Consider the following 19,136-nt stretch of genomic DNA (forward strand, 5'->3'; position numbering starts at 1 on the left):
CGTCATATCCTCGTCCGCCTTCTCGTCCCGTCTCTTCGGCCACGCCCGGTGATCCGTCACCGGGATCTTGCGAACCTACATGTCATGATTTAACCAGTCGGCCACGGCGGCCGGGGCTCCATCGCGACCGGTTACCCCGGACGACGGGTCAGGGGATGAGGGAGACCTCGGGGAAGCGGGCGTCGGGGGCCTCGAACAGGGTGGTCGCCTTCCTCCGCAGGTGCAGGTCGAAGAAGGCCGCGACGTAGGCCCGCTGGGCCGCGACGGACCGGACCGGGTCGATCGTGCCGACGAAGTCGGCGACGGGCACCTTCGGCACCGTCTCCGCGATCTTCGGCAGCAACGCCTGCAGGTCGGTGAACGAGCCGTGCGCCGCCCCCTTGAACCGGAGCTCCCGCTTCCAGCCGGTCGAGGCGTCCCAGAAGGACTTCCAGCTCGGCTCGCTCGCCCGGGTGTGCGCCTCGGCCGCCAGCTGCATGAACGGCTTGGCGACGCCGCTGTCCGCGACCCCGCCGACGTAGCCGCCGTCGAGGTTGACGCCCGCGTCCACACGTGGGTCGTCGTGGACGAGCTGCGCCGCGACCGACCCGCCGAGGGACTGGCCGAGCGCCCCGACCCGGGACAGGTCGGGGGCGCCGCGAAGCCCCGCGGGCTCCCCCGCGCCGAGGGCGTCGCCGCGTCCCAGGGCGGCGATCCGGCCGAGGACGAACCGCATGTCCGCCAGACGGGCCCGCGAATGCCGGTCGAGCAGCTTGGCGATGACGCGCGGGGTCAGCTTCGAGGGCAGCGGCAGCGCGCGCACGACCCGCCCGCCGGGGAACTCCACCTGGTCGGCCTCATAGGTGTGGTCGACGGTGACGACCAGATAGCCGCGGGAGGCCAGGTCCTCGACGAGGGAGGTGCCGAGGGTGCGCGGCCCGCCGTCCCCGGAACCGAAGAGCACGACGGGCAGCCTGCCCGCGCCGCGGTCGACCGGCGCGCCGGGGCGGGCGTGGGTCGGGGTGGCGGCCCAGTTCACCGCGCCCGCCGGAACGCCCATGGGCGGCGCGGAGTGCCGGTCCCAGTCGGCCGCGGCCAGGGGAGCCATGTGGGGGGCCGTACGCGGGTTCCCGCCGGTGCCCCTGGCCGGGTACCACAGGCTGACCATCAGCTCCCGGTAGGGCTTCGACCTGACCAGCGGGTCGGGGCGGGACCGGTCGACCAGGCGCACGGCGAAGGTGCCGACGGGGTACGGCCCGCCGGGCGCGGGCAGCGTCATCGTGACGGGGGCACCGTCCGAGGCGTGCGCGGCAGGGACGGCGGAGGCGGCGACGGGCGCAGAGAAGGGCGCGGAGACAGGAGCGGTGAGGGGAGCCGCGGCGACCGCGGTCAGCGCCAGACCGGCGACCGCCGAGGCGATCGTGCCGAGGGACATGTGGGACTCCTTACGAGTGGTGGATTCCTGCGCCGACGAGGCTGGCAGCGGGACACGGCCCCGGGCCAGCGGCATACGGCTGATCCACACCTACGACTTCCGGCTGAGGTGCCCGGACGCTCCTCCCTGAGAAGGATGGGGGGAGAACCAGCAGGACAAGTAGGGTGAGCGGCATGAAAAGAGGCGACCGCCCGGTGGCCTGGCCCACGGATCCGATCCGATGGCCGTCCCTGGCCGCCGACGCGCTGCCGGCCGCCGTGATCTTTCTCGTCACGCTCGGACCCGGCCAGGTGCTGTCCAGGGGAGAGCCGTGGACGTTGTTGCTCCAGGTGGCCCTGACGGCGCCGCTGCTGTGGCGGCGTCGCGCGCCGCTGACGGTCTTCTGCGCGGTCGGCGCCGCCGCCGCGGTCCAGTGGGCCGCCGGCGTGCAGCTTCCCGCCGACGTCGCACTGCTGGTCGCCCTCTACACGGTCGTCGCCCACCGTCCGTGGCGGTGGGCGCTCACGGCCGCCCTCGTCCTGGAGGCCGGGGTGGTGCTGGCCGCGGCGCGGTGGGCGCCACCGGGCCAGTTCCCGTTCTCGGTGGCCGCGCTGACCGCGATGGCCGCCGTCGCCGTCACCACGGGTCTGTGGGCGCGGGCCCGGCGGGCGTACGTCGCCTCGCTGGAACACGACCGTGAACAGCGGGCCAGGCTCGCGGTCGCCGAGGAACGCGCCAGGATGACCCGCGACATGCACGACATCGTCACCCACAACCTGTCGGTCATGGTGGCCCTGGCCGACGGCGCCGCCCACGTACGGCACCGCGCGCCGGAGCGGGCGGCCGATGCGATGGAGCGGATCGCCGGCATCGGAAGGCAGGCGCTTGAGGACATGCGCCGCTCTCTCGGCGCCGACGAACCCGGTGCGGGCGAATTCGGCGCCGGCCCCGCCGAGCGGGCGGACGCCTCGCGCCACCCGGCGCCCGGGATCGACCAGCTGGGTCCCCTGGCCGACCGGATGCGCGCGGCCGGGCTGCCGACCAGCCTGCGGGTCGCCGGAGACCCCGGGACGATCCCCGCCGCCGCCCAGCTCACCGTCTACCGGCTGACCCAGGAGGCGCTGACGAACACGCTCAGGCACGCGCCGGGCGCGACGGCGGAGGTCCGCGTCCGGCTGACGCCTCGGCGCGCCGAGGTGGAGATCGTCGACGACGGCCGCCCCGGACGGGCGGCGGACGGGACGCCGGGGCGGGGCCTGACCGGGATGCGCGAACGGGTCGCCGCCTACGACGGGACCCTGCACGCGGGACCGGTGCCCGGCGGCGGCTGGCGGGTGGCGGCCGACCTGAACCTGACAGGGGAGAGAGGACCGTGACGATCCGGTTGCTGATCGCCGACGACGAGTCACTGCTGCGGATGGCCTTCCGGATGGTGTTCGAGGCCGAGCCGGACATGGAGGTGGCCGGGGAGGCGGGCGAGGGCGAGGAGGCCGTCAGGATGACCCGGCGGCTGCGCCCCGACGTGGTGCTGATGGACGTTCGCATGCCCGGTCTCGACGGGATCGAGGCCACCCGGAGGATCGTCAGGGACTGCCCACGCTCACGTGTGCTCATCCTGACCACCTTCGACCTGGACGAGTACGCCTTCGCCGGACTGAAGGCAGGGGCGGTCGGCTTCCTGCCGAAGAACACCCGGCCCGCCGAGCTGCTCGGCGCGATCCGCGACGTGGCGGCGGGGGAGGCCGCGCTGTCCCCGAGGGTCACCCGCCGCCTGCTTGAGAGGTTCGCCCCCCAGCTCACACCGTCCGTGTCCGAACGCGACGAGCGGCTCGCGCGGCTGACCTCCCGCGAGTACGAGGTGCTGGTCCAGGTGGCGCGCGGACTGTCCAACGCCGAGGCCGCCGTGGCGCTGAACCTGGCCGAGGCCACCGTGAAGACGCACCTCAGCCACGTTCTGCTGAAACTCGGGCTGCGCAGCCGCGCCCAGGTCGTGGTCTTCGCCTACGAGAGCGGCGTCGTGCGCCCCACGACCCTCCACGACTGACGGCCACCGGTCAGCGCTGCGGCGGCGTCACCCGGGCGCAGGCCAGGTCGGCCGACATCCTGGCCGCGGTCTCGACGAGCGCGGGCAGGACCTTCTCGACCAGGGCGGCAGAGGTGGCGCGGTCGACGTGGGTGGCGACGTTGACGGCGGCGACGACCCGGCCGTCCCGGCCGCGCACCGGGACGGCGATGGACCGCACCCCCTCCTCGAGCTCCTGGTCGACCACGGCGTAGCCGTCAACGGCCGCGCGCCGTACGGCGGACGCGAACTCGGCCGGGGAGGTGACCGTGTCCCGGGTCAGCGGGCGCAGGGCGATCGAGGCCAGCCGCTCCTGAGGCAGGTCCGCCAGGAGCACCCTGCCCATCGACGTGGCGTACGCGGGGAAGCGGGTGCCGACGACGATGTCCACCCGCATGATCTTCGTCGTGGGCACCCGGGCCACGTAGACGACGTCGTCGCCGTCGAGCACCGCGACCGATGTCGACTCGTGGATCCTGGCCGCCAGGTCCGCCAGGTGCGGCTGGACGATCTCGCCGAAGGAGAGTCCCGAGAGGTGGGCGTATCCGAGCTCCAGGACCCGGGGCAGCAGGACGGAGCGGGAGCCCTCGGTGCGGGCGTATCCCAGCCGCTCCAAGGTCTGCAACGCCCGTCCCACGGTGGCCCTCGGCAGAGCGGTCACCCTGGCGACGTCGGCGGGGGACAGCCCGCCGGGGACCGTGCCGAGCGCCACGAGCACGGCCAGGCCACGGGCGAGTGACTGCAGGTAGGCCGCCCCCAGCGCCTCCTTCGCCGGGCGCGAGACGTCCACGGCGGGGGGAGGCGGCACGGGACGGGCGGGCGGCGGGACGGCGGCCAGCGCGGCCTCCATCCGGGCGGCCGTCTCACGCAGCCTGGCCACCGCGTGGGCGCGCAGCCCGGCCATGGTGTGCCTGCTGGTGTGGCTGACCACGCTCAGCGCGCAGAGCGCCTGACCCGCGGCGTCCCTGACGGGGACCGCGACCGCGATCAGACCGGGTTCGACGAGCTGGTCGTCCTCGGCCCACGGCGTGCCCTGGTCGTCGAGGAGGGCCAGGCCCGCCGCGCAGCGGTCCGCGGGCAGCAGGTCCCCGACCCGGAAGGCGACCGAGACGGCGCGCCGCCGGGTGAACTGCCCGAAGAAACGCACCCCGTCCCCGTCGGGCACGGCCAGCGAGACCGACTCGTCCAGCTCGGCGGCGAGCCGTTCGGCGTGCGGGGCGAGGACCTCACGCAGGCCCGCGCAGACGAGGTAGGCCTCACCCAGCTCCATCAGGCGCGGGGCGAGCAGCACCTCGCGCTCCTCCGCCCTGAGGTAGCCCAGGTGGACGAGGGTCGCCAGGACACGGTCGACCGTCGACCTGGCCAGGCCGGTGGCGCGGACCAGGTCGGTCGCGCGTGTCCGCCGCCACGGCTCGGTGGTGAGCGCGCGCAGCACGCCCAGCCCCCGCTCCAGGGTTCCGGCCGGTTCCATTCGGTGTCCCTTCTCGGTCCCTTCTCGTCCGTCGCAGGCACTTTGACAGGAACTACTCCGGACCGCATACTCGACACAACAATAGTGAACTAAAGTTCACTCAACGAACATCTCGGGCGGGTGGAACACACGTGCGGAGAGACAAGGTGGTCGCCACGGCGGCGGACGCGCTGGCCGGGGTCGGCGACGGGGCGTCGTTCGCGGTCGGCGGCTTCGGCCTCAGCGGCATCCCGAACGTGCTGATCCAGGCCCTCTACGAGACCGGGGTGACCGGCGTCTCCGTGGTGTCGAACAACTGCGGGGTGGACGGCGGCGGCCTCGGCCTCCTGCTGGCCGCCCGGCGCATCGCCCGGGTGACCGCCTCCTACATCGGCGAGAACAAGGAGTTCGCCCGGCAGTACCTCGCCGGTGACATCGAGGTCGAACTGACCCCGCAGGGCAGCCTGGCCGAACGGCTGCGCGCGGGCGGCAGCGGCATCCCGGCCTTCTACACCCCGGCGGGTGTCGGCACCCCGGTCGCGGACGGCGGCCTGCCGCTGCGCCACGCCCCCGACGGCTCGGTCGCCGTCGCCTCGCCGCCCAAGGAGGTCCGCGAGTTCGACGGCAGGTCATACGTGCTCGAACGCGGCATCACCACCGACTTCGCGCTGGTCAGGGCGGCGAAGGGGGACAGGCACGGCAACCTGGTCTTCAGCAAGGCCGCCAGGAACTTCAACCCGCTGGCCGCGATGGCCGGGCGTGTCACCGTCGCCGAGGTCGAGGAGCTGACCGAGCTCGACCCCGACGAGGTCCACCTGCCGGGCGTGTTCGTCCAGCGCGTGCTGGTGCTCACCCCCGAGCAGGCGGCGGACAAGGCCATCGAGAAGCGGACCACGTCATGACCTTCGAGGAGTCCCGATGAGCTGGAGCCGTGACGAGATGGTCGCGCGGGCGGCGGCCGAACTGCGCGACGGCGACCACGTCAACCTCGGCATCGGCCTGCCCACCCGCATCCCCTCCTTCCTGCCGCCGGACGTCGAGGTCGTCCTGCACTCGGAGAACGGCATCCTGGGCGTCGGCCCCTACCCCGCCGAGGACGAGGTGGACCCGGACCTGATCAACGCGGGCAAGGAGACGGTCACCGTACGGCAGGGCGCGTCGTTCTTCGACTCCGCGCTGTCGTTCGGCATGATCCGCGGCGGTCACATCGACGTGGCGGTGCTGGGGGCGATGCAGGTCTCCGAAGGCGGCGACCTGGCCAACTGGATGGTCCCCGGCAGGCTGGTCAAGGGCATGGGCGGGGCGATGGACCTGGTTCACGGCGTCCGCAAGGTCATCGTGATCACGGACCACACCGCCAAGGACGGTTCCCCGAAGCTCGTACGGCGGTGCTCGCTGCCGCTCACCGGCAGGGCGTGCGTCAACCGGATCATCACCGACCTCGGCGTCCTCGACGTCACCCCCGAAGGCCTGAGGCTCGTCGAGACCGCCCCCGGCGTGAGCGTCGAAGAACTGCGAAGCCGTACGGACGCGGACGTCCTGATCTGATCGTCCGGAGGACGAGGACGAGGTGCGTTCCGCCGCCGGTCAGGTGCCGTCACCCGGGCGGTGGACGCTGAGGTCGCCGTAGGCCGACAGGTCGCGGGCCAGGTCACCGGGTTCGTGCCGCAGGGTGGCGTCCAGGAAGGCGAGGGTGGCCGCGGCGACGACGCGCGGGCTCTCGGCACGGCCCAGGGAACCGACGATCGACGGCACAGGCGGCAGGTACAGGGGACCGTCCATGAAGGTGAGGTGCGCGGCGCCGGGAACGGTGAGCCGGTAGTTCGTCGCGGTGCCGGACTTGAGGGCCTCGGTGAGGCGGGGGATGTAACGCGGGTCGGTTCCCGGGGTCACGGCCTGGGTCAGCGCGAGCGCCGGCTGGTTGAGGACGGGGGAGGCGGGGCCGTGGGGGTAGCCGTCCAGGTCGATGACGGCGTCGAACCGGCTGTCCTGCCGGGCGGCCTGCAGGGCGGCGGCACCACCCATGGAGTGGCCGGTGACCGCGACCCGGCCGGTGTCCAGGCGTCCGGCCAGCGGGTCGGTGATCTCGCCTCGATCCAGTCGCTCCAGCTGTGTGAGGATGAAGCCGAGGTCGGAGGCCCGGACGGCCGTCCAGCCGACCGCCAGCCTGTCGTCCTTGTCCCGGTCTCCGGTGGAGGCGGTCCTGGCGTGAATCGTCCGGCCGTCGGCGAGGACGACGGCGGCGGAGTCGTACGGGTGGTCGAGGGTGGCGACCACGTAGCCGTGGCTGGCCAGTTCCTCGGCCCAGGCGGTGTTCTGGGTGCGCACCCCGCCCGACCCGGGAGAGAACAGCACGACCGGGAACCGTTCGCTCCCCCCGGCCACCGGGGCGTCGAAGACGGAACGGGAGCGGGCACGCGGGACGCCGTCGATCAGGAAGCCGGGCAGGCCGACCTGGCGGGCGAGGGTGCCGGAGACGACACGTGCCTCCTGCTCGGTGCGTCCGAGGTACTGGGCCCGCCGCGCGCCCGCGGGGCTCCTCCGCGCGGGATACCAGAGCTGGACCACGACCGTGCGCCGGTCGTCCGGATCGGCGGTGAAGCTCTCGGATCGGTGCGGGTCGGTCCACTGCGCCACCCGGGTGCCGACCGCGAAACGGCCTGACGGCTCGGGGAACACGGGCACGGGGAAGGCCCAGGCGGCCACCGGACCCCCGGCGATCAGGCAGGCGCAGACCGCCGACCCCGGCAACGCCAGCCACCACCGGGCCCGCCACGCCGACCGGCCGGTACGGCGTCCCAGCAGGGGAGCGAGGGCGAACGGAAACGCCACGGCGGCGCCCGCCAGCACCGGCAGCATCTGCCAGCGGAGCCCCGTCACACCCAGCGCGATCGCGGACAGCACGAAGACCGTCCCCGCCGTGATCGTGACGTACGGGCGGGCGGGCGGGGCAAGCCAGCGCGCCACCACCAGCGCGAGGGCGCCCAGCAGGGAAAGAAGTTCCAGCGGGGACACGTACAGCCCCGCGATGATCTCGGTCACCCGGCCATTCTCAGAGCAGGGCACACGGCGCCACATCGACCCCAAGGCTCCATAACGTGCGACCGGAGTCGCACCCGGCGCCTCGCCCGTGCGACCACGGTCTCAAGCACCGGACGAACGGCCGCCCAGCCGGCATCGCACCACCGCCAACCGGTTGGTCACACACCGCTGACGGAGAAGGCGGCGATCGATGCCCTACCGGCCCTCAGCGTGAGGAGTGTCGGCTTGGGCGCCGTCGGTGCTTGGACTGAGGAACGCAGGAGCGCAGCGACGCAGTGACGAGGGAAAGCGCCGACTCGGAGGTGCCCAAGCCCGCGACGCCGTCAGGCGGAGCAAGGAGACACAGTGACGAGGGAAAGCACCGACCCGGAGGTGCCCAAGCCCCGCGACGCCGTCAGGCGGAGCAAGGAGACACAGTCCGCGACGCCGTCAGGCGGAGCAAAGAGACACAGCCGTCATCCCGCGCCGGGTCCGGCCGCGCGGGTCCTTGAGCGCCGGTGGCCGCGTTGCAGGAGGGAGGCGAGACCGAGTGGGGAGAGGACACGGTTCACATGCCGGTGAGGTCCTGTGGAGACGGGCCGCTGCGGACGCCTGGCCCGGCTGCCCCTGGTCGCCGACAGGACGACCACGACCAGCAGGACCGAGATGAAGGCTCCCGCGAGTACCGCGACGAGCACCGCGAACATATGAACTACCCCAAAAGTCGGAACCTTGCGTATACGCCGCGTCATATCCGCAGCTCACAGAGGTAACGGTGAGAAAAAGGGTCGTTCTTCCTCAATCAAGGAAGAAGGCCTCTTTCTTTACCCGCGGCCGGACCGCGCGGGGCGGACGCGTGGCACGGCAGAGGCGTCTCCGCCGGGGGATCCGTCCGTGGAGGCCGGTTTGAGGGGCGATGAGAGGCCCCGGCGTCAGGCGAAGAGGACCCGGGCTAGGGTCATGCCGACGAAAACGGCGCCGAGACCCGCGACCACCGAGGCGACGACGTTGACCACCGCGTAGAAACGCGCGCCGTTCTCGGCCAGCTGCAACGTCTCGTAGGAGAACGTCGAGTAGGTGGTCAGCGCCCCGCAGAACCCGGTCCCCACCAGCAACTGGATCTCCGTGCCCACCGCGCCGGACAGCGCGGCCCCGGCCAGCAGGCCGAGGACGAGGGAGCCGGACACGTTGACGGTGAAGGTCCCCCACGGGAAGACCGTGTCGTGCCGGGCCTGGACCGTCCGGTCGGTCAGATAACGCAGCGGCGCGCCGACGGCGGCGCCGGCCAGCACCAGCAGCCAGTTCACCGTGCCCCCCTCCGCACCATGTCTCCCACCGTGCCTCTCACCGTTCTGCTCGCCCGCCGCGATGGTGGACGATCTCGACCTGGTCGAGCACGGCCACGCCCTCGATGAGCAGGTCGTCGAGCTGGGGCAGGAAGGCGCGGACGGCCTCCTCGGTGTCGATGATCACCACGGCGACCGGCAGGTCGTCGGCCATCGACAGCAGCCGGGTGGTGTGCACGACCTGTGTGGCGCCGAAGCCCTCAAGGCCGTGGAAGACCGACGCCCCGGCCAGCCCGGCGGCGTGGGCGCGGTGCACGATCTCGGTGTACATCGGACGGTGGTGCCAGGTGTCGGTGTCGTCGAGGAAGACGGTCAGTCTCAGCCCTCGCCCAGACATGATCATCGTGTTCTCCCTGCCTTCCGTCTCACCGCCGCCAGGATCAGGCGGGTGATCCACGCTCCGGCCGTGACCGAGGCCATGGCGGCCACGACCGTGACGGCCATGTAGGTCAGCGCCGGGCCGGGCCGTCCGGCTGCGACCAGGCGTTCGATGTCCACGCAGTAGGTGGAGAAAGTGGTGAACCCGCCGAGCACGCCGGTCGCGAAGAACGGCCGCACCCAGACGGGGGCGGTCCAGGCCTCGGTCAGCGTCACGAGGAAGACGCCGATCACCAGGCAGCCGAGGGCGTTGACGCCCAGCGTGGTCCACGGGAAGGCCGCAGGCGGGGTCGGCCACAGCAGAGACGCCCCGTAACGGGCCGCCGCGCCGATCGAGCCTCCGGCGGCGACCGCGGCGAGCACGCGCAGCTGCGAGCGGCGTGCCTGGCGGCGGCGCCGTACGTCGGCGAGATCGACGTCTGGGTCGACGGGCTCGGTCACCGTTGCGGGCCCCACCTCATCCGGGCGCATGATCCTCCCCACACGTGGCGTGCGCCCCGGGTTCCAGGGCGCGAGCTGTCACGAGCAGGGACCGTTGGCGGCGCGCGTGCCGCGGTTCGGGTACGGCGGGCCCCACCGCCGCGAGACGCCCCGGGCGGGCTCGGCGAGCCTGCGCGAGGGTTCCCCCACAGCCTAGCCCGCCCCGGATCGCCCCTTGGCCGCCCCCCGCCCCGAACCGGGGTGTCTCCGGTCGGCGGCGGTCGGCCCGCCGTACCCGGGCCCGGTCCTGCCTCTCGTCCGGGAGGCGAACGCTCCTCGGGGCCGGTATGCCAGGGCCCCGGCCGCATCGTGGTCTCCCGTAGCGTCGAGACCACGATGCGGCGGACGCCGCGCCCGGGGCCCACGTCCGGGCGGCGGCGAGCTTCAGGTAACTTAGGTAAGCCTAAGCTCAGTTTTTGGATTTCGGCGCGCCCTGTCAAGGTGGCGGCCTGTGACCTGGTTCATACCACTGGCCCGTTTGCCTGGCCGCCCAGGGCCTGCTCGCCCCGACCCGGCTGCCCGTGGGCGTGCTGACCGGCGTCATGGGCGGCTGCTCCCTCATCTGGCTGCCGGCCCACGAGTGGCGCGCGGGCCGTACGGGCACGGGGCGGGCGGCAGGGAGCTGAGCCTCACGCCGGGGGCAGGCGCCTGAGCAGGTAGGTGTCCATGATCCAGCCCTTGCGCTCCCGGGCCTGCGCGCGCAGGTCGCGGATGCGCCCCGCCACCTCGGTCACCGGCCCGGAGACCAGGATCTCGTCCGGGGTGCCCAGGTAGGCGCCCCAGTAGATGTGGAACTCCTCCGCCCGGTCCCCCAGGTCGGCGAAGGCGCAGTGCGCGTCGAGCATGACGAGGACGTCGTCGGCCGTCGGCCCCTCCTGTGCCAGGCGGCGGCCGGTGGTGATGTGCACCGGGCGGCCGACCCGGTTCAGGTTGGTACGGTGCCGGGCGGTCAGCGCGGAGACGCTGGTGATGCCCGGGACGACCTCGTGGTCGAAGACGACCGTCCCCCGCCCGGCGACCTCCTCGATCCCGGCGAGCGTGCTGTCGTAGAGGCCGGGGTCGCCCCAGACGAGGATCGCCCCGGTCTCGTCCTCGCCGAGTTCGTCGCGGACGAACGCCTCGTACAGGTCGGCGCGCCGCGAACGCCACGTCTCGACGGCCGAGGCGTAGGCGGGGGTGGTCCTGTCCCGCTCCGGGTCCTGGGCCTGCACCACCCGGTACGGCCGCCGCCCGTGCGCCTCGATCATGTCCCGGCGCAGATCGGCCAGGTCGTGTTTGACCTCTCCCTTGTCCACCAGCAGGAAGGCGTCGGCCCGGCCGATGGCCTTGACCGCCTGGAGGGTGAGATGGTCGGGGTCGCCCGCGCCGATGCCGACGATGAGGATTCGCTTCACGGGGAAGAGTCTGCCCTCCCCGCCGTGGGCGGGTCCCGCCGGGCCGGTCCGCCGGAGGTCGGCACCCGGAGCACAGAGAAGTCTCCGTCCCCTGTGAGATGATGCCGCCGCGGGCGACGGCGGTCAGAGGAAGCCGGTGCGAGTCCGGCGCGGTCCCGCCACCGTGACCGGCGAGCCGGTCGTGGGCGGATGGCTCACGACGAGTCTCGCCGGGAGCCGGAGACTCACGCGGTCGCCTCCTCAGGCCAGGCCGGGGCGGACCTCCCCGGGAGAGGATCGGTGATTCGTCATGTCCCCCGTCCGGCGCGCCCCCGTGATCGCGCCCGCCGCCCCGGAGGCCGTCTCTGCGGCGATGGCCGAGGTGTCCTCGGTCGGCGGCTACTTCGAGCTCGACGAGGGCGAGGCGGAGCCGGGCTGGCGGCCGCTCACCGACCTGCTCACCGACCGCGCCCTGCTGGAACGGCGCGTCGCCGAGGTCGCCGTGCGCCTGGGCACCGACCAGCCGCGGGTGGCGGCCTCCATCCAGTTCCAGGGGCTCGCGGCCCGCCTGTGGTCGCCGGTCGTCGGGGCCGTGGCCGCCCACGACCTCCTCCTCGACCTGGCCCCCGCCCGGCTGCACTGGTACCCGGCCCCCGCCGGGCCGCTGCCGCTGCGCGCCGTACGGCCCGCGGGGCGGCGTGTGCCCGGCCCCGTCGAGGCGGCCGGGCCGATGTACCGCGGCGTGGTGACCGGGCTGCTCGAACCGCTGGCGCTGGCCGTACGGGAGGTCGTCGGGATCGCGCCGGGCCTGCTGTGGGGCAACGCCGCCTCGGCCCTGGCGGGAGCCGTGTGCGTCCTCGCGGGCCGGCGCCCCGACCTGGCCACGAGGGCCGTCGCGCTCGGCCGGGAGCTGCTGGGGACGGGGCTGCTGCGCGACACCGGTGAGCTGGATGAACCCGTCCCCGGGCGGCCGGTCTTCACCCGGCGCAGCTGCTGCCTGTACTACCGGCTGCCCGGCGGCGGCAAGTGCGGCGACTGTGTCCTGCTCGCCGGCCGCGCGAGAAGCCGTACGGGAGACCGGGAGGGACGCGCCTGAACGGCCGTCACCCCGGCCCCGCGGACAGCCCGAGCTCGTGTTCGCCCAGGGGTGCGAAGAAGCGGTCCACGTCCCGCTCGCTCACCTCTTCGAGACGGGCGGGGGACCAGCGGGGGGAGCGGTCCTTGTCGATCACCTGGGCGCGGATGCCCTCGACCAGGTCGGGCGCGGACGGCATCGCGCAGGCGACGCGGTACTCCTGGTCGAGCGCCTCCTCAAGGGAGCCGAGCCCCCGGGCCAGGCGCAGGGCGCGCAGGGTGACCTTCAGCGCGGTCGGCGACCTGGCCGAGACCAGTTCCGCCGCCCGCTTCGCCTCCTCGGCGCCGTCGCCGAGCAGCCGCTCCACGATCTCCTCGACCGTTTCGGCGGAGTAGCAGGCGTCGATCCATCCGCGTTCGCCGGTCAGCTTCCCGGGCGGCACCGGGCGGGCGAAGGCGGCGACGACCCCCGCCACGTCCCCCGAGGCCAGTTCGGCGGTGAGGGCGCCGAGATCCGCCGAGGGGACGAAGTGGTCGGCGAGCCCGCAGGCGACGGCGTCGCCCGCCCCGATCGCCGCCGAGGTCAGCGCCATGTGGGTGCCGAGCTCGCCGGGCGCCCGCGACAGCAGGTAGGTGCCTCCCACGTCGGTCAGGAAGCCGATCGTGGTCTCCGGCATGGCCAGGGCGGTGCGTTCGGTGACGATCCGCACACCGCCGTGCGCGGAGACGCCCACCCCGCCGCCCATGACGATGCCGTCCATCAGGGCCACGTACGGCTTGCCGTACCGGGCGATGAGGGCGTTGAGGCGGTACTCGTCCCGCCAGAACGCCGGTGAGGCCCCGCCCCCGGTCCTGACGTCCTCGTGGATGGCGCGGATGTCGCCCCCGGCGCACAGGCCGCGCTCGCCCGTCCCCCTGATGAGCACGGCGGAGACGGAGTCGTCGCAGGCCCAGGCCCGCAGGGCGGTGTCGATCCGGCGGATCATGTCGTGGTTCAGGGCGTTCAGGGCGCGGGGCCGGTTGAGGATGATCTGCCCGAGGCGTCCGGTGACCAGGGTCACGACCTCGGCGTCCGGCTGGAGGTTCATCAGGCGGCCCCCACGAGCCCGCGGGTGACGACGACGCGCATGATCTCGTTCGCTCCTCAATGTAGTTGGACGTCCTACTAAATCCAGAGCGTACGGCGTTCGCCCGAAAGAGTCTTGATGCCTATTATTCGTAGTTGCGAATTACTTGCAACAAGGGGGTGGCATGGCGGTCGTCCTGGGGATCGAGACCTCGTGCGACGAGACCGGCGTCGGCATCGTCTCCGGCGGTCGGCTTCTCGGCGCCGCGCTGTCCTCCTCGATGGAGGAACACGCGCGCTTCGGCGGGGTGGTGCCGGAGATCGCCGCCCGCGCCCACCTGGAGTCGCTCGTCCCCTGCGTGCGGGCCGCCTTCGAGCGGGCCGGGGTCGGTCCTTCCGAGATCGACGCGGTCGCGGTCACCTCGGGGCCCGGCCTGGCCACCGCGCTGCAGACCGGGATCGCCGCCGCCAAGGCCTACGCGCTGGCCTGGGACCTCCCCCTGTACGGCGTGCACCATCTGGCCGGGCACGTGGCCGCCGACACCCTGGAGCACGGCCCGCTGCCGCCGCGCTCGGTCGCGCTGATCGTCTCCGGAGGGCACACCTCGCTGCTCCTGCTCGGGGACCTGGCCCGTGACCCGGTCGTCCACCTCGGCGACACCCGTGACGACGCCGCGGGCGAGGCGTTCGACAAGGTCGCCAGGCTCCTCGGGCTCGCCTACCCCGGCGGTCCCGCCGTCGCCGAGGCCGCCCGCGACGGCGACCCCGGGGCGGTCGCCTTCCCCCGGGCGATGCTCGGCGACGGCCACGACTTCTCCTTCTCCGGGCTCAAGAGCGCCGTCGCCAGGCATGTGGCGCGGGCGGGCGACTCCCTCGCCGTGCCCGACGTCGCGGCCTCCTTCCAGGAGGCGGTGGCCGACGTGCTGACCCGCAAGGCCGTCGATGCCTGCCTGGGCGCCGGAGTGGACACCCTCGTGATCGCCGGCGGGGTCGCCGCGAACCGGAGACTGCGCGAACTCGCCGCCGAGCGCTGCCGCGCGGCGGGCCTCACGCTGCGGATCCCGCCCCCGGGGCTGTGCACCGACAACGGCGCGATGATCGCCGCAGTCGGGGACCTGCTGGTCGCCGCGGGAGCACCGCCCTCCTCACGGCACCTGGCGGCCGATCCCTCGGCCCCGCTGAGCCGGGCCCGCACACGAGACTGACGTGTCGAAGGCCGCTCCGGCGCGGGAGGAGCGGGCGGGAGAAGGCCGGCGGAGCGATCGCCGCGCCCTCAGCGGGCTTTGATCTGAGTGGCGAGGCAGGCGATCTCGGCGGCGAGGTAGGCGCCGAGCTCCGGCGGGACGATGTTGACGGCCGTGATCTCCGCGGGGTCGAGCGGCAGCCGTACGACCTCGTAGACGCCCCTGGCGGGGTCGGAGAACTCGGGGCCGCAGCGCAGGGCGGGGTCCATCGAGACCAGGCGGCAGCCGTACACGTGCTGGATCTTGACGCCGTCGTCGCGCACGCACTCAAGGGTGGTCAGCGGGGTGACGTCGGAGACGACCGCGCCCAGCTCCTCAAGCACCTCGCGGTGGAGGGTGTGCTCAAGGGAGGCGTCCTGCGGCTCGACGTGGCCGCCGGGGATCGACCAGTAGAGGTCCTGTCCGGGGACCGTGCGCCGGAACAGCACGAGCCGGTCGTCGTCGAGGATCACCGCGCGGACGCTGGGGACGAGGGGCATCGGCCCATTCTGCCATCGGCCGTTCAGGCGCTCAGAAGTCGCCCCGGCGTAGCCGCTTGAGGTCGGAGCGGTGCTTCTTGGCGGTGATCCGCCGCTCGACGGAGCCCCTGCTCGGCTTGGTCGGACGGCGCCGCTTCGGTGGCGGGGCCACGGCCTCCCGCAGCAGCCGGGCCAGCCGGTCGCGCGCCGCCTCGCGGTTGCGCAGCTGGGAACGGAACTCCGAGGCGACGACGGTGATGACGCCGCCGACCAGCCGGGGACCGAGACGTTCGAGCGCGCGCTCCCTGAGCGGCGGCGGCAGAACCTCGGTCGCGGCCAGGTCGAAGCTCAGCTCGACCCGGCTGTCGGTGGTGTTGACCCCCTGCCCGCCCGGCCCCGAGGAGCGGGAGAATCGCCAGCGGAGCTCGGCCTCGGGGACGCAGAGCGAGCCGCTGATCTCAAGCGGATCGGACATGGGAGGACTGCTCCTTCGGAATCTCATGGGCTGTGATCCCAGGATATCCACGGCACGAACTCCCTGATCAAGCGATTTATCCCCCTGTCTGGACGGGAAGGGCCGGGTGATCCGGTCTTGTGGGGTGGTGCGCCTTCCGCCACAGTGACTCCGGGGAAACCCAGGGGGCCGCACCGTGAAGATCCGTACGAGAGGCGGGGGCGCGTGGACAAGATCGTCGGCGTGCATGGGATAGGCAAGTACCACTACTACCGCGACGCGGGTAACTCGGCCGAGGGCGCGGCCGGGGCCGTACGTGAGAAATGGAACCGCTACCTGCACAAGGGGCTGACCGGCGGTGTGCCGTACGCCCAGGAGCGCTACGTCACCGACATCGCCTACTACGCGCACCTGCTGGGCGAGCGGCCCCAGGAGCCGTCCGCGCGCGCGGTCCGCGCCATGGACACCCCCTCCCAGGAGGTCTTCGTCGCCTGGGCGAAGCAGTTCGCCACGGTGGGGGAGGGGCTGACCGGCGCGCTGCACGCGATGACCGGCTGGCTGCTGGACCGCCTGCAGGCCAACGCGGCCGACGTCGCGGGACTCTTCTGCCCCGAGGTCGCCGCCTACATGACGGCCGGAGGCCAGGCCAGGGAGAAGGCGCGCGCGGCGGTGGCGCAGACGATCAGGCGCAACCAGCCGAAGGTGGTCATCGCCCACTCGCTCGGCAGCGTGGTGGCCTACGAGACGCTGTGGTCCAACCCCGACCTGAAGGTCGACCTGCTGCTCACCCTCGGCAGCCCGCTCGGCATGCAGAACGTCATCTTCGAACGCCTGCTGCCCGCCCCGATCAACGGCCAGGGCAGGAAGCCGCCGTCGGTCAGGCGCTGGGTCAACGTCGCCGACAAGGACGACATCGTGGCGATCCCCGCCGAACTGCGCAGAAACTTCACCGGCGTCGACCAGGAGACGCTGGTGAACCTCGACTGGATCGACTTCCACAGCGTGCGCAACTACCTGGGGTGCGGAGCGCTCAACGAACACCTCAAGCCTTACCTCCAGTGACCCGTCCCTTCACCGGACCGTCGCCCGGGGGTAGACGGGTGTTCAATGACGGTGGGTAAGGCCCTTGCCTGTGCAACGGTTGTTCATCCCGCCGTGGACCGCAGGCCACGGCGGGGAAAGACGGGCGGGTTGCACTGGTCGCGTGGAGCAGACACCGTCACGCAGGGTGTTCCTTTCCGTCGCCGCCACGGGTGTGGGCGGCCTGTTGCTCACCGGGGCGGGGCTGACGCCGACCGGGAACCGGACGACCTCGCGAACCCTCCGCCGCGACCCGTTCACCCTGGGGATCGCCTCGGGTGACCCGTCGCCGGACGGGGTCGTGCTGTGGACCAGGCTCGCCCCCGACCCGCTCGGCCCGCAGGGGCTGGGCGGGATGCCCGCCAGGGACGTCGAGGTCGAGTGGCAGGTGGCCGCCGACGAGAACTTCACCAGGGTGCTGCGCAGCGGCGTGGAGACCGCCCGGCGGGAACGGGCGCACAGCGTCCACGTCGAGCTGGACGGGCTCGAACCCGGCCGGGAGTACTTCTACCGCTTCCGCGCGGAGGGACACCTCTCGCCCGCGGGCCGTACCCGGACCGCCCCGGCGGCCGAGGCGGCGCCGTCCCCGCTGACACTGGCCGTGGCCGCCTGCGCCCACTACGAGCACGGCTACTACACGGCCTACCGCAGGTTGGCCGAGCAGGAGCCCGATCTGGTCGTCCACCTGGGCGACTACATGTACGAGTACGCCCCCCAGGGCTACACCGCGATGGGCGGCGCCGTACGTGAGCACACCGCGGGCAAGTGCGCCACGCTGGCCGACTACCGGATGCGGCACGCGCAGTACAAGAGCGACGCCGACCTGCGGGCCGCGCACGCGGTCGCGCCGTGGCTGGTCGCCTTCGACGACCACGAGGTCGAGAACAACTGGGCCGGGAAGGTCTCCAGCACCGGGGACCCGGAGTTCACCCGCCGCAGGGCCAACGCGTTCCAGGCCTACTACGAGAACATGCCGCTGCGCGGGACGAGTGTGCCCGACGGCGGTTCGATCCGGATCCACCGGCGGGTCGACTGGGGGCCGCTGGCCCGCTTCCACCTACTCGACACCCGGCAGTTCCGCGACGACCAGGCGTGCCAGGACGGGCTCAGGGCCGGATGCGACGACCGGCTCGCGACCCGGCGCACCCTGCTCGGGGAGGACCAGCGGCGCTGGCTGCTGGACGGGCTCGCCTCCTCCCGGGCGCGCTGGAACCTGGTCGCCCAGCAGATCCTGATGGCCCAGCGCGACTACCGGGCCGGGCCGGGCATCGAGGTCAACATGGACTCCTGGGACGGCTACGCCGCCGAGCGCACCCGCCTGCTGACCGGCTTCCGCGACTCGGGCGCCGCCAACCCGGTCGTGCTGACCGGTGACATGCACATGCACCACGCGGCCGACCTCATGCTCGACTTCGACGATCCCGACTCGCCCAAGGTCGGGGTCGAACTGGTCACCTCCTCGATCGCCAGCGACGGGGACGGCTACCGGGACAAGGCCAGGGTGGCCGAGACGATCGCGGAGAACCCGCACATCTCCTATCTCGACCAGCGGCGCGGCTACATCGTCTGCCGGATCACCCAGGAGGAGCTGCAGGCGGACTTCCGCACGCTGGACTACATCAGCCGCCGCGGTGCCCCGGCCAAGACGGGTGCCCGGTTCACCGTCCCCGCCGGACATTCCACCCTGCTGTAAAAACGTGGGGAATTCCTGAAAGTTGTTAGATGATGCGGCATATGAGTGATCTTCTCCCCAGGAGGCTCGCCGCCGCGGCCCTCGCCGCCGCGCTCGGCGGTGCCCTTCTCGTCCAGCCCTCGACCGCGGCGGCGGCCGAGGCCCGGCCTACCGCGGCCTCGGCCCCCTTCCGGTACGAGGTCTTCTTCCCCAAGTACACCTACCGGGGCGGAAACCTCACCTACACCGTCAAGGTGCGCAACAAGCGGGTCAAGGGCCAGCACTACGTGGCGCTCGTCGGTGACTTCTCCACGCACTTCCGCACGGTCAGGGTGATCTCGAAGCCGCGCAGTGTGAAGTGCTCCGTCAAGCGGCGGTCCGTACTGTGCCTGGTCTCCTCCCTCGACAAGGGCGACGCGACGACCATCAAGCTCAGGGGATGGGTCGGCTCACGCAGGGGCACCGCCGTGGCGCGGTTCGGCGCGGCCGTGACCGACAACCCGAACGTCTCCGCCAAGCGGCTCGCCAAGGAGATCCGCAGCCACCTCAGCGCGAAGTCGAAGGTCCTGTGACCCCCTGACAGCC

Annotated in this window: 20 protein-coding genes and 1 riboswitch; of the genes, 9 read left to right on the forward strand and 11 right to left on the reverse strand. The window is 72.7% G+C overall.

What is annotated here, in order from left to right; all coding sequences use genetic code 11:
• Positions 1-148: 148 nt before the first annotated feature.
• A complete protein-coding gene (locus tag ABZ463_RS00795) occupies positions 149-1,414 on the reverse strand; it encodes a lipase (protein ID WP_362771733.1) in 1,266 nt (421 codons plus the stop codon).
• A 173-nt stretch (positions 1,415-1,587) separates the two neighbouring features.
• On the opposite strand from ABZ463_RS00795, the gene ABZ463_RS00800 reads away from it, so the two are divergent.
• Both ABZ463_RS00800 and ABZ463_RS00805 read left to right on the forward strand, forming a co-directional pair.
• Positions 1,588-2,769, forward strand: a complete 1,182-nt coding sequence (locus ABZ463_RS00800; protein ID WP_362771735.1) for a histidine kinase — start codon at positions 1,588-1,590, stop codon at positions 2,767-2,769.
• Positions 2,766-3,437, forward strand: a complete 672-nt coding sequence (locus ABZ463_RS00805) for a response regulator transcription factor (protein ID WP_352009206.1) — start codon at positions 2,766-2,768, stop codon at positions 3,435-3,437. The genes ABZ463_RS00800 and ABZ463_RS00805 overlap by 4 nt, the downstream gene beginning before the upstream one ends.
• A gap of 10 nt (positions 3,438-3,447) precedes the next feature.
• On the opposite strand, the gene ABZ463_RS00810 is transcribed toward ABZ463_RS00805, so the two are convergent.
• The gene (locus ABZ463_RS00810; RefSeq protein ID WP_362771737.1) at positions 3,448-4,926 is read right to left on the reverse strand and encodes an IclR family transcriptional regulator C-terminal domain-containing protein; all 1,479 of its coding nucleotides are present in this window, start codon (positions 4,924-4,926) and stop codon (positions 3,448-3,450) included.
• 131 nt (positions 4,927-5,057) lie between these two features.
• Between ABZ463_RS00810 and ABZ463_RS00815 the strand changes: the two genes are divergently transcribed.
• Entirely contained in the window at positions 5,058-5,807 is a 750-nt protein-coding gene (locus tag ABZ463_RS00815) for a CoA transferase subunit A (RefSeq protein WP_352009208.1), read from the forward strand.
• Between the two features lie 16 nt (positions 5,808-5,823).
• Complete coding sequence (locus ABZ463_RS00820; protein WP_362771740.1) at positions 5,824-6,453, forward strand: CoA transferase subunit B; 630 nt, start codon at positions 5,824-5,826, stop codon at positions 6,451-6,453.
• A gap of 39 nt (positions 6,454-6,492) precedes the next feature.
• Here the strand turns inward: ABZ463_RS00820 and ABZ463_RS00825 are convergent, their stop codons facing one another.
• The 6 genes from ABZ463_RS00825 to cobF all read right to left on the reverse strand — a co-directional run bounded on the left by ABZ463_RS00825 (position 6,493) and on the right by cobF (position 11,524).
• Positions 6,493-7,947: a dienelactone hydrolase family protein gene (locus ABZ463_RS00825; RefSeq protein ID WP_362771742.1), complete on the reverse strand. Its 1,455-nt coding sequence runs from the start codon at positions 7,945-7,947 to the stop codon at positions 6,493-6,495.
• A 455-nt stretch (positions 7,948-8,402) separates the two neighbouring features.
• The gene (locus tag ABZ463_RS00830; RefSeq protein ID WP_352009211.1) at positions 8,403-8,633 is read right to left on the reverse strand and encodes a hypothetical protein; all 231 of its coding nucleotides are present in this window, start codon (positions 8,631-8,633) and stop codon (positions 8,403-8,405) included.
• A 225-nt stretch (positions 8,634-8,858) separates the two neighbouring features.
• Positions 8,859-9,233, reverse strand: coding sequence for a fluoride efflux transporter CrcB (gene crcB, locus ABZ463_RS00835; protein WP_352009212.1), 375 nt, complete (start codon positions 9,231-9,233; stop codon positions 8,859-8,861).
• A 37-nt stretch (positions 9,234-9,270) separates the two neighbouring features.
• Complete coding sequence (locus tag ABZ463_RS00840) at positions 9,271-9,615, reverse strand: DUF190 domain-containing protein (protein ID WP_352009213.1); 345 nt, start codon at positions 9,613-9,615, stop codon at positions 9,271-9,273.
• Entirely contained in the window at positions 9,612-10,121 is a 510-nt protein-coding gene (gene crcB, locus ABZ463_RS00845; protein ID WP_352009214.1) for a fluoride efflux transporter CrcB, read from the reverse strand. The genes ABZ463_RS00840 and crcB (ABZ463_RS00845) overlap by 4 nt, the downstream gene beginning before the upstream one ends.
• A gap of 638 nt (positions 10,122-10,759) precedes the next feature.
• Positions 10,760-11,524 (reverse strand): precorrin-6A synthase (deacetylating), encoded by a 765-nt coding sequence (gene cobF / locus ABZ463_RS00850; protein WP_362771745.1) that lies wholly within the window; start codon positions 11,522-11,524, stop codon positions 10,760-10,762.
• A 125-nt stretch (positions 11,525-11,649) separates the two neighbouring features.
• A riboswitch (cobalamin riboswitch) is annotated at positions 11,650-11,750 on the forward strand.
• A gap of 63 nt (positions 11,751-11,813) precedes the next feature.
• Here cobF and ABZ463_RS00855 point away from each other — a divergent pair.
• Positions 11,814-12,599: a (2Fe-2S)-binding protein gene (locus ABZ463_RS00855; RefSeq protein WP_362771747.1), complete on the forward strand. Its 786-nt coding sequence runs from the start codon at positions 11,814-11,816 to the stop codon at positions 12,597-12,599.
• A 7-nt stretch (positions 12,600-12,606) separates the two neighbouring features.
• On the opposite strand, the gene ABZ463_RS00860 is transcribed toward ABZ463_RS00855, so the two are convergent.
• Positions 12,607-13,665 carry an enoyl-CoA hydratase/isomerase family protein gene (locus tag ABZ463_RS00860; RefSeq protein ID WP_362771749.1) on the reverse strand — a complete coding sequence of 353 codons (1,059 nt, stop codon included), beginning with the start codon at positions 13,663-13,665 and terminating at the stop codon, positions 12,607-12,609.
• Positions 13,666-13,828: 163 nt separating this feature from the next.
• Here ABZ463_RS00860 and tsaD point away from each other — a divergent pair, with 163 nt between their 5' ends.
• Positions 13,829-14,848, forward strand: coding sequence for a tRNA (adenosine(37)-N6)-threonylcarbamoyltransferase complex transferase subunit TsaD (gene tsaD, locus ABZ463_RS00865; RefSeq protein ID WP_362771751.1), 1,020 nt, complete (start codon positions 13,829-13,831; stop codon positions 14,846-14,848).
• A gap of 68 nt (positions 14,849-14,916) precedes the next feature.
• On the opposite strand, the gene ABZ463_RS00870 is transcribed toward tsaD, so the two are convergent.
• Both ABZ463_RS00870 and arfB read right to left on the reverse strand, forming a co-directional pair.
• On the reverse strand, positions 14,917-15,366 hold the full coding sequence (locus ABZ463_RS00870; RefSeq protein ID WP_362771753.1) for an NUDIX hydrolase: 450 nt from the start codon (positions 15,364-15,366) through the stop codon (positions 14,917-14,919).
• Positions 15,367-15,397: 31 nt separating this feature from the next.
• The gene (gene arfB, locus ABZ463_RS00875) at positions 15,398-16,048 is read right to left on the reverse strand and encodes an alternative ribosome rescue aminoacyl-tRNA hydrolase ArfB (RefSeq protein ID WP_362771755.1); all 651 of its coding nucleotides are present in this window, start codon (positions 16,046-16,048) and stop codon (positions 15,398-15,400) included.
• Here arfB and ABZ463_RS00880 point away from each other — a divergent pair.
• The 3 genes from ABZ463_RS00880 (at position 16,025) to ABZ463_RS00890 (ending at position 19,123) form a co-directional block, all read left to right on the forward strand.
• Positions 16,025-16,861: a hypothetical protein gene (locus ABZ463_RS00880; RefSeq protein ID WP_352009221.1), complete on the forward strand. Its 837-nt coding sequence runs from the start codon at positions 16,025-16,027 to the stop codon at positions 16,859-16,861. The genes arfB and ABZ463_RS00880 overlap by 24 nt on opposite strands.
• Positions 16,862-17,003: 142 nt before the next feature.
• A complete protein-coding gene (locus ABZ463_RS00885) occupies positions 17,004-18,572 on the forward strand; it encodes an alkaline phosphatase D family protein (RefSeq protein ID WP_362771757.1) in 1,569 nt (522 codons plus the stop codon).
• 41 nt (positions 18,573-18,613) lie between these two features.
• On the forward strand, positions 18,614-19,123 hold the full coding sequence (locus tag ABZ463_RS00890) for a hypothetical protein (RefSeq protein WP_352009223.1): 510 nt from the start codon (positions 18,614-18,616) through the stop codon (positions 19,121-19,123).
• Positions 19,124-19,136 lie beyond the last annotated feature (13 nt).

Source organism: Streptosporangium sp. NPDC020145 (assembly GCF_040631275.1).
Taxonomy (GTDB): domain Bacteria; phylum Actinomycetota; class Actinomycetes; order Streptosporangiales; family Streptosporangiaceae; genus Streptosporangium.

Excerpts from the sequence above, each read along its gene's own strand:
- ABZ463_RS00795 (WP_362771733.1), bottom strand. The coding sequence starts at position 1,414 with ATGTCCCTCGGCACGATCGCCTCGGCGGTCGCCGGTCTGGCGCTGACC.
- crcB (WP_352009214.1), bottom strand. The coding sequence starts at position 10,121 with ATGCGCCCGGATGAGGTGGGGCCCGCAACGGTGACCGAGCCCGTCGAC.
- ABZ463_RS00870 (WP_362771753.1), bottom strand. The coding sequence starts at position 15,366 with ATGCCCCTCGTCCCCAGCGTCCGCGCGGTGATCCTCGACGACGACCGG.
- arfB (WP_362771755.1), bottom strand. The coding sequence starts at position 16,048 with ATGCACGCCGACGATCTTGTCCACGCGCCCCCGCCTCTCGTACGGATC.
- tsaD (WP_362771751.1), top strand. The coding sequence starts at position 13,829 with ATGGCGGTCGTCCTGGGGATCGAGACCTCGTGCGACGAGACCGGCGTC.
- ABZ463_RS00800 (WP_362771735.1), top strand. The coding sequence starts at position 1,588 with ATGAAAAGAGGCGACCGCCCGGTGGCCTGGCCCACGGATCCGATCCGA.
- ABZ463_RS00820 (WP_362771740.1), top strand. The coding sequence starts at position 5,824 with ATGAGCTGGAGCCGTGACGAGATGGTCGCGCGGGCGGCGGCCGAACTG.
- ABZ463_RS00830 (WP_352009211.1), bottom strand. The coding sequence starts at position 8,633 with ATGTTCGCGGTGCTCGTCGCGGTACTCGCGGGAGCCTTCATCTCGGTC.
- ABZ463_RS00840 (WP_352009213.1), bottom strand. The coding sequence starts at position 9,615 with ATGATCATGTCTGGGCGAGGGCTGAGACTGACCGTCTTCCTCGACGAC.
- ABZ463_RS00810 (WP_362771737.1), bottom strand. The coding sequence starts at position 4,926 with ATGGAACCGGCCGGAACCCTGGAGCGGGGGCTGGGCGTGCTGCGCGCG.
- ABZ463_RS00855 (WP_362771747.1), top strand. The coding sequence starts at position 11,814 with ATGTCCCCCGTCCGGCGCGCCCCCGTGATCGCGCCCGCCGCCCCGGAG.
- ABZ463_RS00890 (WP_352009223.1), top strand. The coding sequence starts at position 18,614 with ATGAGTGATCTTCTCCCCAGGAGGCTCGCCGCCGCGGCCCTCGCCGCC.
- ABZ463_RS00860 (WP_362771749.1), bottom strand. The coding sequence starts at position 13,665 with ATGAACCTCCAGCCGGACGCCGAGGTCGTGACCCTGGTCACCGGACGC.